This is a genomic window from Bacillus sp. FSL L8-0358 (assembly GCF_038593095.1).
Taxonomy (GTDB): domain Bacteria; phylum Bacillota; class Bacilli; order Bacillales; family Bacillaceae; genus Bacillus; species Bacillus subtilis.
On sequence record NZ_CP151962.1, the window covers coordinates 1,577,413 to 1,590,217 of the forward strand.

The following is a 12,805-nucleotide window of genomic DNA, read 5'->3' on the forward strand; positions in this document are numbered from 1 at the left end:
TACGATGAAACTTACAAAGCTGCTTACATACTTAACAACCGAACCTTCTGTAAACGACTCACAAGACCCTGAAATAACTTCAATTGAGATGGACTCCAGAGAAGTAAAGAAAGGGAGTCTTTTTGTATGTGTAAAAGGGTATACGGTGGATGGCCACGATTTTGCGCAAAAAGCAGTAGAAAACGGCGCAGCGGCTATTGTGGCAGAAAGAGAGGTCGATGTGAATGTTCCTGTTATTATTGTCCGGCAGTCACTTCGCGCGCTCAGCGTTTTGTCTGATGCGTTTTACGGACAGCCGACGAAGAAGCTTCAGCTGATTGGGATAACAGGGACAAACGGCAAAACATCAACGACCCACATGGTCGATGAGATTCTGAAAAAAGCGGGAAAACGCACAGGCTTGATCGGTACAATGTACATGAAAATCGGAGACGAAACACTTCCTGTTAAAAACACGACTCCGGAAAGCGTCACGCTGCAGAAAACGTTTAAGAAAATGAATGACAAGCACGTTGACACTGCAATCATGGAGGTTTCTTCCCACGCTTTGTCTTTAGGACGCGTCCATGGCTGTGATTATGATATTGCCGTGTTTACGAATTTAACACAGGACCATCTGGACTATCATAAAACGATGGATGAGTACCGGCATGCAAAAAGCTTGCTCTTTTCCCAGCTTGGCGGGGCTTTCAACCATGAACATCCAAAGCGTGCCGTCCTGAATGCTGACGATGAGGCGAGCGCTTATTTTGAAAAGGTAACAGCTGCGCATATCTCTACATACGGAATTAAAAACGATGCTGATGTGATGGCGAAGAACATCAGTATCACTGCACAGGGCACAAGCTTTGATCTCGTGACAAACAAAGGCACGAAGCACATCACGATGTCTCTCGTCGGACAATTTAATGTGTATAACGTGCTGGCCGCTGTTGCGACATGTATTGCAGCAGGCATACCGTTTGAAATCATCACTGAGGCTGTTGAAGAATTGCATGGTGTAAGAGGACGTTTTGAATTGGTCAATCAGCAGCAGGAGTTTCCTGTCATTGTAGACTACGCGCACACACCGGACAGCCTTGAAAATGTGCTGGAGACATGCAGAGATATGACGGAAGGAAAGCTATTTGTCGTTGTCGGTTGCGGAGGAGACAGAGATAAGACGAAGCGCCCGAAAATGGCTAAAATTGCTGTGAAGCTGGCTGACGAGCCGATTTTCACGTCAGATAACCCGAGAAGCGAAGATCCTCGCGCGATTTTAAGAGATATGGAAGCCGGAGTAGAGAACGCATACTATCACAGTATTGCAAACCGCGAGCAGGCGATCTTTTTCGCAATTGCCAATGCCAAAAAAGGCGACGTTGTCCTCATTGCCGGAAAAGGACATGAAACCTATCAGCAGATCGGAAATGAAACTTTCGATTTTGATGATGCTGAAGTAGCGGCGAGAGCCATTGTTGAACTCAATAAGAATAAGACGAATTCATAGGAAAGAGATGTTACTGAATAATGGAGCTTGAAAAGATTTTTCATATGGAAAAAAATCATGAATATGATAACTACGTATGTCGTTTGAAAGAAACAGGAGGAGAAAAGGACAATGCTTGAGCAAGTCATTCTGTTTACAATTTTAATGGGGTTTTTAATTAGTGTTCTGCTCTCTCCGATTCTTATTCCGTTTTTAAGAAGATTAAAATTCGGCCAGAGTATTAGAGAAGAAGGACCGAAATCACATCAGAAAAAATCAGGGACACCGACAATGGGCGGGGTCATGATCATACTTTCTATCATAGTGACAACAATTGTGATGACACAGAAGTTCTCAGAAATAAGCCCCGAAATGGTGCTGCTTCTGTTTGTTACGCTAGGCTACGGTTTGCTTGGCTTTTTAGATGATTACATCAAGGTTGTCATGAAGCGCAATCTTGGGTTGACATCAAAGCAAAAGCTGATCGGACAAATTATTATTGCAGTTGTATTTTACGCTGTGTATCATTACTACAATTTTGCGACGGATATTCGCATTCCTGGAACTGACTTATCATTTGATCTTGGCTGGGCTTACTTTATCCTTGTGCTCTTTATGCTTGTCGGCGGATCAAACGCAGTTAACCTGACTGACGGCCTTGACGGGTTATTATCCGGTACTGCGGCGATTGCCTTTGGCGCCTTTGCCATTCTGGCATGGAATCAGTCTCAATATGACGTAGCGATTTTCTCAGTTGCCGTTGTCGGTGCAGTTCTGGGCTTCCTTGTATTTAATGCTCATCCGGCCAAAGTTTTTATGGGAGATACGGGATCGCTTGCATTGGGAGGAGCCATCGTTACCATTGCCATTTTAACGAAATTAGAGATCCTGCTGGTTATCATCGGCGGTGTATTCGTTATCGAGACATTATCCGTTATTTTGCAGGTCATCAGCTTTAAAACGACAGGTAAACGAATCTTTAAAATGAGTCCGCTTCATCACCATTATGAGCTTGTCGGCTGGTCTGAATGGAGAGTAGTCGTGACGTTTTGGGCTGCGGGACTTTTGCTTGCCGTTTTAGGAATTTACATCGAGGTGTGGTTATAAGTGGAAAATGATCAATTTTTACAGAAACAGCATTTTTTAATCCTTGGGCTTGCGAAAAGCGGATATGCGGCGGCCTCCATTCTTCATGAAAAAGGCATTTATGTTGCAGTCAATGATCAAAAGCCTTTTGAAGAAAATGAACCGGCACAAAAGCTTTCTGAAAAAGGAATCGAAGTTGTTTGCGGAGAGCATCCAGTTTCTCTGTTCGATCAGCATCAAATCACGATTCTGATCAAAAACCCGGGAATTCCTTATGAAAATATTATGGTTCAGGAAGCGGAGAAACGAGGCATTCCGGTTTGGACGGAAATTGAGCTCGCTTACTACCTGACCAGCGCCAAGTTTATCGGGATTACCGGATCGAACGGTAAAACGACCACAACAACGCTAATTTACGAAATGCTCAAAGCTGACTCGCAAAAAGCACTGATTGCCGGAAACATCGGCACAGTCGCAAGTGAGGTTGCCTATCATGCTGATGGAGATGAATGGATCGTTACTGAACTGTCTTCGTTTCAGCTGATGGGAACACACGCTTTCAGACCGGAAATCAGCCTGATTTTAAATGTATTTGACGCCCATCTGGATTATCACCATACGCGCGAAAACTATGAAAAAGCGAAACAGAAAGTGTACCTTCATCAGACTGCTTCAGATAAAGCCATTGTCAACCAGGATGATGAAACCGTCGTGCGTCTTGCTGAAGCCGGAAAAGCCGAAATCGTCCCATTTTCAGTCAGCAAAACGCTTGAACAGGGCGCATATGTAAAAGACAGTATGATTATGTTTAACGGCGAAGCCATTCTTCCTCTGGAAGAGGTTGTGCTGCCCGGTGCTCATAACCTGGAGAACATTTTAGCAGCTATTGCAGTTGTGAAAACGGCAGGAGCATCCAATGAGGCGGTTAAAAAGGTGCTGACAAGCTTTACTGGTGTGAAACACCGCCTCCAATATGTCACAACTGTGAATGGCCGCAAATTTTATAACGACAGTAAAGCAACAAACATTCTGGCGACAAGCAAGGCGCTTTCAGCTTTTGATAAGCCGGTCATTCTGCTTGCGGGCGGACTGGATCGCGGAAATGGTTTTGATGACTTGAAACCTTATATGAAGCATGTCAAAGCAGTGCTTACATTTGGCCAGACGGCGCCAAAACTCGAGAAACTCGGCAATGAACTGGGAATACAACATGTCAAACGTGTCGATAATGTTGAACAAGCAGTATCTGCGGCGTTTGCGATCTCAAATGAAGGAGATGTCATCCTGCTGTCACCCGCGTGTGCGAGCTGGGATCAATTCAAAACATTTGAAGAACGCGGTGACATGTTTATAGATGCCGTGCATATGCTTAAGTAAGGGCTTGTCTTGAAGTAAATCGGCAGCCCTAATGACTTTAAGCTTGGGGTGTCGATTGCTTTGACTACTAAAAAAACATCGCCTGATTTGTTATTGGTCATCATTACGTTATTATTATTAACAATCGGATTAATTATGGTGTACAGTGCGAGTGCGGTATGGGCGGATTATAAATTTGACGACTCATTCTTTTTCGCGAAACGGCAGCTTTTGTTTGCGGGAATCGGTGTCATTGCTATGTTTTTTATCATGAATGTTGATTATTGGACTTGGAGGACATGGTCCAAATTGCTGATGGTTATCTGCTTTTTCCTTCTGGTGCTTGTTTTGATACCGGGCGTCGGAATGGTGCGGAATGGTTCAAGAAGCTGGATCGGAGTCGGAGCATTCAGCATACAGCCTTCAGAGTTTATGAAGCTTGCGATGATTGCATTCCTTGCTAAATTTCTCTCTGAAAAACAAAAAAACATCACATCGTTCAGACGGGGGTTCGTCCCCGCACTTGGCATCGTGTTTTCAGCATTTTTGATTATCATGTGCCAGCCTGACCTCGGAACGGGGACAGTTATGGTCGGAACTTGTATTGTCATGATTTTTGTAGCCGGCGCGCGGATCGCCCATTTCGTCTTTCTCGGGCTGATCGGCCTCAGCGGTTTTGTCGGGCTCGTATTATCGGCCCCATATCGAATTAAGCGGATTACCTCATACTTAAATCCATGGGAAGATCCGCTCGGAAGCGGATTTCAGATCATTCAATCGCTTTATGCAGTGGGGCCCGGCGGGTTGTTCGGAATGGGGCTCGGACAAAGCAGACAGAAGTTCTTTTATCTGCCTGAGCCGCAAACAGACTTTATTTTCGCCATCTTGTCAGAGGAGCTGGGCTTTATCGGGGGAACACTTATTTTGCTCCTCTTCAGCGTCCTGCTGTGGAGAGGAATCAGAATTGCGCTTGGTGCGCCTGATCTGTACGGAAGCTTTGTCGCAGTCGGCATTATTTCAATGATTGCCATTCAAGTCATGATCAATATCGGCGTAGTCACGGGCCTGATTCCTGTAACAGGCATCACGCTCCCGTTTTTGAGCTACGGAGGCTCTTCATTGACTCTAATGCTGATGGCAGTTGGTGTGCTGCTGAATGTAAGCCGCTACTCGAGGTATTAACGAATGTATGTCCAAGCTTCCTGTCTAACATGAAGCTTGGAAACAATTGATGCGATAACCCTGTCCAACAAAACAGGGTTATCGTTATGTTATAGAGAAACTTAGACTGGGGGAAAAGAAATGCGAATTGTAATAAGCGGAGGCGGTACAGGGGGACATATTTATCCTGCGCTTGCTTTTATTAAAGAAGTGCAAAGACGTCATCCTAATGTGGAATTTTTATATATTGGAACAGAAAACGGGCTGGAGAAAAAAATTGTTGAGCGGGAGAATATACCGTTTCGTTCAATTGAAATTACAGGATTTAAAAGAAAATTGTCATTTGAAAATGTCAAGACTGTGATGCGTTTTCTGAAGGGCGTCAAAAAGAGTAAATCGTATTTAGCGGAATTTAAGCCCGATGCCGTAATTGGAACGGGCGGTTATGTATGCGGGCCGGTTGTCTATGCCGCTGCGAAAATGGGAATTCCGACTATTGTCCATGAACAAAACAGCCTGCCGGGCATCACGAATAAGTTTCTTTCAAAATATGTTAATAAAGTAGCGATTTGTTTTGAAGAAGCGAAATCACATTTTCCTAGCGAGAAAGTTGTATTTACGGGAAACCCGAGAGCCTCTGAAGTCGTCTCAATAAAGACGGGACGATCAATGGCTGAATTTGGGCTTTCTGAAGACAAAAAAACGGTCTTAATTTTCGGCGGTAGCCGAGGCGCTGCACCGATTAACCGCGCTGTCATTGACATGCAGGATGCGCTGAAAACAAGAGACTATCAAGTGCTGTATATCACCGGTGAAGTTCACTATGAAAAAGTAATGAATGAGCTGAAAAGCAAGGGTGCCGCTGATAATATGGTCACAAAACCGTTTCTTCATCAAATGCCTGAGTATTTAAAGGCCATTGATGTCATTGTGGCCAGAGCCGGTGCGACAACGATTGCCGAAATTACTGCTCTCGGAATCCCAAGTGTTCTGATCCCGAGTCCATATGTGACAGCGAATCACCAGGAGGTCAATGCGAGATCTCTCGGCCAGCATGATGCGGCGATTGTACTGAAAGAAACAGAGCTCAGCGGGGAGAAGCTGATTGAAGCGCTAGACCGGATTGTACTGAATGAGCAAACGTTAAAGGAAATGAGCGAACGAACAAAGTCACTCGGTGTTCCTGACGCGGCTGCCCGTTTATACAGCGTACTCGAGGAATTAAAAAAATAATAGAAAAGCAAATGGAATGCGGAGGTTTACGATGGAGAAAGTGATACAGGAATTAAAAGAACGCGAAGTCGGCAAGGTTCTTGCAAATGAACCGCTCGCGAATCATACAACGATGAAAATCGGCGGACCTGCGGATGTATTGGTCATTCCAAGCAGTGTAGATGCTGTTAAAGACATCATGGACGTGATTAAAAAATATGATGTGAAGTGGACAGTCATCGGTCGCGGATCAAATCTTCTTGTTTTAGATGAAGGAATTAGAGGCGTAGTAATCAAGCTGGGTGCGGGTCTTGACCACTTGGAGCTTGAAGGGGAGCAAGTAACAGTCGGAGGCGGTTATTCAGTGGTCCGCCTTGCTACATCATTGAGCAAAAAAGGCCTGTCCGGTTTGGAATTTGCTGCCGGCATTCCAGGATCAGTCGGCGGAGCGGTTTATATGAATGCCGGCGCTCACGGTTCTGATATGAGCGAGATCCTCGTCAAAGCCCATATTTTATTTGAAGACGGAACGATTGAGTGGCTGACAAATGAGCAGATGGATTTCAGCTACAGGACATCTGTACTGCAAAAGAAACGCCCGGGCGTTTGCCTTGAAGCTGTTTTGCAGCTGGAGCAGAAGGATAAGGAATCAATCGTTCAGCAAATGCAAAGCAATAAAGACTATAGAAAAAATACACAGCCGTATTCAAGCCCTTGTGCGGGAAGCATATTCAGAAATCCGCTTCCGAATCATGCCGGGAACCTTGTAGAAAAAGCAGGCTTGAAAGGATATCAAATCGGCGGTGCAAAGATATCGGAGATGCACGGAAACTTCATCGTCAATGCGGGGGGAGCATCAGCAAAAGATGTGCTTGATCTCATTGACCATGTGAAAAAGACAATCCGTGAAAAATACGAGATTGATATGCACACAGAGGTTGAAATCATCGGCGGAAATCGCTGATTCAAGTTCTGACTGAAGCTGTTCATATGATATACTGTAAGCAAACGACAAACGGCATCATAGTATGCCGTTTGTTTTGGAATAGACAGACTTTTAACAGCTGTTTCATTTGAATGAGGTGAACAGGCAATGAACCCGGGTCAAGACCGAGAAAAAATCGTTAACATTGAAGAGCGGATCCCTAAAATTAAAGAGCAGAGGAAACAAAAGGCAAACCGCCGTCTCATTTCATTTATTATGCTCTTTTTTATTATGGTGCTGATCATTGTGTACCTGCAAACACCAATCAGTAAAGTATCAACAATCTCTGTTACAGGGAATGAAAATGTATCAAAAAAGGAAATTATCGACCTTTCCGATATTAACAGCGGAGATACTGAGTTTTGGAGTTTGGACAAGCAAAAAACAGAAAAGAAGATTCAGCAAAATAAATTAGTGAAAAAAGCGGAGATCAGCAAATCGCTTCCTAATAAAATCAACATTGCAATCGAAGAATATAAAGCGATTGCTTATTTAGAAAAAGACGATGTGTACTATGAAGTGCTTGAAAACGGCTCAGTTCTGCCAAACGAAGTAACGCCGGATGATGCCGGACCGATTTTAGTGAATTGGACAAACGCGAAGAAGCGGTCTCAAATGGCTAAGCAGCTCGATGCGTTGTCAAATTCGTTAAAACAGTCGATTTCAGAGATTTATTATACGCCTGTAAAAATGGATGAAAACCGTATTAAGTTGTACATGAACGACGGTTATGTTGTCACTGCATCTATTAAAACGTTTGCAGACCGAATGAAGACGTATCCTTCTATCATTTCTCAGCTAAGCAGCAATAAAAAAGGAATCATTCATTTAGAAGTTGCCACCTATTTTGAAGAGTTTGGGAAAAACGATAAAGCTGCTAAAAAGGAAGATGAAAATTGAGGGGCAAATCAGCAGTCCTTCTTTCCTTGATTATGCTTATCGCAGGCTTTTTGATTTCATTTTCTTTTCAAATGACAAAAGAAAACAACAAAAGCGCGGCTGAGACGGAAGAGTGGAAAAAAGAATATGCGCTGAGAGATGAACTTCTGAAACAAGAGAAAGAAAATAAGAAGCTTGAAAAAGAATTATATCAAAAGCAAAACAAAGTCCGCCAGGCGGAAAATAAGCTGAAGAAAGAGAAGTCGGAATACTATAATGTCCTCGAAGATACAGAAAAATACAGGATGTATATTGGGGAAGTCGGTGTGCAGGGAGAAGGCGTTGAGGTGACATTGGAAGATGCGTCATACATCCCGGAAGGGGAGAATGTGAATAGTTACATCGTTCACGAAAGCCATATCTTCCAAGTAGTAAACGAACTGTATATCTCAGGAGCGGCAGCTGTCGCCGTTAATGGACAGCGTTTGACGCATGATTCGTATATCAAATGCAATGGTCCTGTGGTAACAGTAGACGGGGTGCAGCATCCCGCTCCGTTTACGGTATCCGCTATTGGAGATCCAGATGTCCTGCTGCCCTCGTTAAATATCGCAGGAGGCCTAATTGATCAGCTGTCAATGGATCATATTTCTGTGTCGGCAGAAAAAGAGAAAAACGTACAAATGAAACCGATTCTGAAAACGAAGGAATGACTGAAAAAGCGGGTGAAATAGATTGAAAATAAAGCGTTCCTTCATAAGCATCAGTGTGCTTATGGTCATCTTCGGCCTGATGATATCTGTTCAGTTTAATTCGTTAAAGCACCCCAAAGTCCGGGATACAAGAGATATGTGGGATATTAGGGAAGAGCTGACATCAGAGCAGAAGAAGCAGGAAAAGCTGCTGGCTGAAATAAACAAATATGACAAACTGCTGAATAGCTATTCGCAAACGAAAGAAATGACAAAAGAAACCGCGCTAAATAATACCTTGCAATCCTTAAAAAAAACAGCCGGCATGACCGATATAACAGGTAGCGGAATTGTCATTACGATTTCCCCGCTTTTTTCTGAAAGCTTAACAGGAGAGCCGATCGAAAATCCGCCTCCGGATTTGCTGAAAAAGCTGATTAATGAACTCAACTCCTACGGTGCAGAGCATATCTCGATTAACGAGCGAAGAGTTGTGAATCATACAGTCATCAGAGATATAAACGGCACTACAAAAATAGACGGATACGCCCTTGACGATTATCCTTTAACAGTAAAAGTGCTTGCCAAAGATCCGGACATGTTACACAGCAGAGTGAAGGGGTCAGGCCTCGAGGATCTTTTTGCATCTGAAAATTTAGCATTAAAAGCCGGTAAATCTGAAAGCAAACTAACATTAAAAGCATATGACAGACCACTGGACGTACAACAGCTGAAACTGCTTAAAGACTGAAAAGGAGGAGAATTGTCATGTGGCTGCCCGTGTTGGGACTGGTGCTCGGAATAGCGATTGGACTAATGACAAACTTAACGATACCGAGTGAATACTCAAACTATTTATCGCTTGCGGTGCTTGCCGCACTTGATACATTAATCGGCGGAATCAGGGCGCATTTACAAGGTACATATGATGAAATGGTATTTGTTTCCGGTTTCTTTTTTAATATTATATTGGCAATAAGTTTAGCTTTTCTGGGAGTCCATCTTGGTGTAGACTTGTATTTAGCAGGTATATTCGCATTTGGAGTCAGATTATTTCAGAATATAGCCGTTATCAGAAGAAATCTACTAACAAAGTGGACTCTTTCTAAAAAAAATAAAAAAAATGTGATATAAAAGAGGATATACATAGGATATAACGAATATTTTCAATAAACATAAAATGTGAAAAGCACATAAAAATATTCTGTTGTTATTTTTTGTTACACACTTGTAAAGCCACATTCATTGTATTGTTGTTCCGCAAATAATAGAATAGAAATGATCGAAATGTGAGGAGGTGCCATAGAATGAACAACAATGAACTTTACGTCAGTCTTGACATCGGTACGTCCAATACAAAAGTGATCGTCGGAGAAATGACAGATGATTCCCTTAATATTATCGGTGTGGGAAATGTACCGTCTGAAGGGTTGAAAAAAGGCTCAATCGTTGATATAGATGAGACCGTTCATTCTATAAGAAAAGCGTTTGACCAAGCTGAAAGAATGGTAGGTTTTCCGCTTAGAAAAGCTATTGTCGGCGTTAATGGAAATTATATCAATATTCAAGATACAAACGGTGTTGTAGCAGTTTCCAGTGAAAATAAAGAAATTCAGGTTGAAGATGTACGCCGTGTCATGGAGGCGGCACAGGTTGTTTCCGTACCGCATGAACAGCTGATTGTCGACGTCATTCCTAAACAGTTTATCGTAGATGGAAGAGATGAAATCACCGACCCGAAAAAAATGCTGGGTGTGCGTTTAGAAGTAGAGGGCACCTTGATCACCGGTTCAAAAACAATCTTACATAACTTACTCCGCTGCGTTGAAAGAGCTGGTATTGAAATAACTGATATTTGCCTTCAGCCGCTGGCAGCCGGTTCTGCTGCATTATCAAAGGACGAGAAAAACCTTGGTGTGGCTCTCATTGATATAGGGGGAGGGTCAACAACCATTGCCGTATTCCAGAACGGACATCTCATTTCTACCCGTGTCATTCCTCTCGGAGGCGAAAATATCACCAAAGATATCTCCATCGGATTGAGAACGTCAACAGAAGAAGCAGAACGCGTGAAAAAGCAATTTGGACATGCCTACTATGACGAAGCCTCGGAAGATGAAATATTTGAGGTAACCGTTATAGGCACCAATCAAAAACAAACATTTACACAGCAAGAAGCAGCAAATATCATTGAAGCGAGAGTAGAAGAAATTCTTGAAATTGTTTCAGAAGAGCTTCGCAGTATGGGAATTACCGATCTGCCGGGAGGCTTCGTGCTGACAGGAGGACAAGCAGCTATGCCGGGTGTCATGTCTTTGGCACAGGATGTGCTGCAAAACAATGTCAGAGTGGCAAGCCCGAATTATATCGGTGTAAGAGATCCTCAATATATGACGGGAGTGGGCCTGATCCAATTCGCCTGCCGGAATGCAAGAATCCAAGGCAGAAAAATAGGCTTTAAGATGCCTGAAGAAGCGATACAGGAAATCGCAGTCTCATCATCTGAGGAACAAGAGCAGCATCATCACCAAAATGAGGTGCAGCAGCGGCCAAAAGGAAAACAAAAAACACAAGCCGAACATAATAAACAGAGCAAAATGAAAAAACTATTAAGCATGTTTTGGGAATAGATAGATAGTCATTCGGCAGATTAGGAGGATTTAGCATGTTGGAGTTCGAAACAAACATAGACGGCTTAGCATCAATTAAAGTAATCGGAGTAGGAGGCGGCGGTAACAACGCCGTTAACCGAATGATTGAAAATGAAGTGCAAGGAGTAGAGTATATCGCGGTAAACACGGACGCTCAAGCTCTTAACCTGTCAAAAGCAGAAGTGAAAATGCAAATCGGCGCAAAGCTGACTAGAGGATTGGGAGCAGGTGCGAATCCAGAAGTCGGGAAAAAAGCCGCTGAAGAAAGCAAAGAGCAGATTGAAGAAGCACTTAAAGGCGCTGACATGGTATTCGTGACAGCTGGTATGGGCGGCGGAACAGGAACAGGTGCCGCACCGGTTATCGCACAAATCGCGAAAGACTTAGGCGCATTAACAGTCGGCGTTGTGACAAGACCGTTTACCTTCGAAGGACGCAAAAGACAGCTTCAGGCTGCAGGCGGAATCTCGGCAATGAAAGAAGCGGTGGATACACTGATCGTGATCCCGAACGACCGTATCCTTGAAATTGTTGATAAAAACACACCGATGCTTGAAGCATTCCGTGAAGCTGATAACGTACTTCGCCAAGGGGTTCAAGGTATTTCTGACTTGATTGCCACACCTGGTCTTATCAACCTTGACTTTGCTGATGTGAAAACAATCATGTCAAACAAAGGATCTGCTTTGATGGGTATCGGTATTGCTACTGGGGAAAATCGCGCGGCAGAGGCAGCAAAAAAAGCAATTTCCAGCCCGCTTCTTGAAGCGGCCATTGACGGTGCGCAAGGCGTCCTCATGAACATCACTGGAGGAACAAACCTCAGCCTATATGAGGTTCAGGAAGCAGCAGACATTGTCGCTTCGGCGTCTGATCAAGACGTAAACATGATTTTCGGTTCTGTTATTAATGAAAATCTAAAAGATGAGATTGTGGTGACAGTGATTGCAACCGGCTTTATCGAACAAGAGAAGGACGTGACGAAGCCTCAGCGTCCAAGCTTAAATCAAAGCATCAAAACACACAATCAAAGTGTTCCGAAGCGTGAGCCAAAACGTGAGGAGCCTCAGCAGCAGAACACAGTAAGCCGTCATACTTCACAGCCGGCTGATGATACGCTTGACATCCCGACATTCTTAAGAAACCGTAATAAACGCGGCTAATGTAAAGGACAAAATCGTTTTCGATTTTGTCCTTTTTTGTTTTTCTCTTCACACTTTCCTTCTTATAAAGTCTTTTTCCCTATTGCTTCCTTCGCTTAGTAACAAAACAGATAATTAGACCTATTTATTTTTGTGACATTTTTATCATTTTC

12 protein-coding genes are annotated in these 12,805 nt (G+C 43.4%); all 12 read left to right on the forward strand.

Going from position 1 to position 12,805, the window contains the following annotated elements; translation table 11 throughout:
• Positions 1 to 4 precede the first annotated feature (4 nt).
• The 12 genes from NYE49_RS08270 to ftsZ all read left to right on the forward strand — a co-directional run bounded on the left by NYE49_RS08270 (position 5) and on the right by ftsZ (position 12,653).
• The gene (locus tag NYE49_RS08270; protein ID WP_015483202.1) at positions 5 to 1,489 is read left to right on the forward strand and encodes a UDP-N-acetylmuramoyl-L-alanyl-D-glutamate--2,6-diaminopimelate ligase; all 1,485 of its coding nucleotides are present in this window, start codon (positions 5 to 7) and stop codon (positions 1,487 to 1,489) included.
• Positions 1,490 to 1,600: 111 nt separating this feature from the next.
• Complete coding sequence (gene mraY / locus NYE49_RS08275; protein WP_003232192.1) at positions 1,601 to 2,575, forward strand: phospho-N-acetylmuramoyl-pentapeptide-transferase; 975 nt, start codon at positions 1,601 to 1,603, stop codon at positions 2,573 to 2,575.
• The gene (gene murD / locus NYE49_RS08280; protein WP_015383601.1) at positions 2,576 to 3,931 is read left to right on the forward strand and encodes a UDP-N-acetylmuramoyl-L-alanine--D-glutamate ligase; all 1,356 of its coding nucleotides are present in this window, start codon (positions 2,576 to 2,578) and stop codon (positions 3,929 to 3,931) included.
• 60 nt (positions 3,932 to 3,991) lie between these two features.
• Complete coding sequence (spoVE, locus tag NYE49_RS08285; protein WP_003244810.1) at positions 3,992 to 5,092, forward strand: stage V sporulation protein E; 1,101 nt, start codon at positions 3,992 to 3,994, stop codon at positions 5,090 to 5,092.
• Between the two features lie 120 nt (positions 5,093 to 5,212).
• Positions 5,213 to 6,304: an undecaprenyldiphospho-muramoylpentapeptide beta-N-acetylglucosaminyltransferase gene (gene murG, locus NYE49_RS08290; protein WP_047182579.1), complete on the forward strand. Its 1,092-nt coding sequence runs from the start codon at positions 5,213 to 5,215 to the stop codon at positions 6,302 to 6,304.
• 31 nt (positions 6,305 to 6,335) lie between these two features.
• On the forward strand, positions 6,336 to 7,247 hold the full coding sequence (gene murB / locus NYE49_RS08295) for a UDP-N-acetylmuramate dehydrogenase (protein ID WP_003232182.1): 912 nt from the start codon (positions 6,336 to 6,338) through the stop codon (positions 7,245 to 7,247).
• Between the two features lie 129 nt (positions 7,248 to 7,376).
• Positions 7,377 to 8,168: a cell division protein DivIB gene (divIB, locus tag NYE49_RS08300; RefSeq protein ID WP_003232178.1), complete on the forward strand. Its 792-nt coding sequence runs from the start codon at positions 7,377 to 7,379 to the stop codon at positions 8,166 to 8,168.
• Positions 8,165 to 8,860, forward strand: coding sequence for a DUF881 domain-containing protein (locus NYE49_RS08305; protein ID WP_015483203.1), 696 nt, complete (start codon positions 8,165 to 8,167; stop codon positions 8,858 to 8,860). Before divIB ends, NYE49_RS08305 begins: the two co-directional genes overlap by 4 nt.
• Before the next feature lie 22 nt (positions 8,861 to 8,882).
• Positions 8,883 to 9,590, forward strand: a complete 708-nt coding sequence (locus NYE49_RS08310; RefSeq protein ID WP_009967184.1) for a DUF881 domain-containing protein — start codon at positions 8,883 to 8,885, stop codon at positions 9,588 to 9,590.
• 17 nt (positions 9,591 to 9,607) lie between these two features.
• Complete coding sequence (locus tag NYE49_RS08315; protein WP_003238683.1) at positions 9,608 to 9,973, forward strand: small basic family protein; 366 nt, start codon at positions 9,608 to 9,610, stop codon at positions 9,971 to 9,973.
• Between the two features lie 173 nt (positions 9,974 to 10,146).
• Entirely contained in the window at positions 10,147 to 11,469 is a 1,323-nt protein-coding gene (gene ftsA, locus NYE49_RS08320) for a cell division protein FtsA (protein ID WP_047182581.1), read from the forward strand.
• A 35-nt stretch (positions 11,470 to 11,504) separates the two neighbouring features.
• Positions 11,505 to 12,653, forward strand: a complete 1,149-nt coding sequence (gene ftsZ, locus NYE49_RS08325; protein ID WP_003232167.1) for a cell division protein FtsZ — start codon at positions 11,505 to 11,507, stop codon at positions 12,651 to 12,653.
• The last annotated feature ends 152 nt before the right edge of the window (positions 12,654 to 12,805 follow it).

Excerpts from the sequence above, each read along its gene's own strand:
- NYE49_RS08270 (WP_015483202.1), top strand. The coding sequence starts at position 5 with ATGAAACTTACAAAGCTGCTTACATACTTAACAACCGAACCTTCTGTA.
- mraY (WP_003232192.1), top strand. The coding sequence starts at position 1,601 with ATGCTTGAGCAAGTCATTCTGTTTACAATTTTAATGGGGTTTTTAATT.
- murG (WP_047182579.1), top strand. The coding sequence starts at position 5,213 with ATGCGAATTGTAATAAGCGGAGGCGGTACAGGGGGACATATTTATCCT.
- murB (WP_003232182.1), top strand. The coding sequence starts at position 6,336 with ATGGAGAAAGTGATACAGGAATTAAAAGAACGCGAAGTCGGCAAGGTT.
- divIB (WP_003232178.1), top strand. The coding sequence starts at position 7,377 with ATGAACCCGGGTCAAGACCGAGAAAAAATCGTTAACATTGAAGAGCGG.
- NYE49_RS08315 (WP_003238683.1), top strand. The coding sequence starts at position 9,608 with ATGTGGCTGCCCGTGTTGGGACTGGTGCTCGGAATAGCGATTGGACTA.
- ftsA (WP_047182581.1), top strand. The coding sequence starts at position 10,147 with ATGAACAACAATGAACTTTACGTCAGTCTTGACATCGGTACGTCCAAT.
- ftsZ (WP_003232167.1), top strand. The coding sequence starts at position 11,505 with ATGTTGGAGTTCGAAACAAACATAGACGGCTTAGCATCAATTAAAGTA.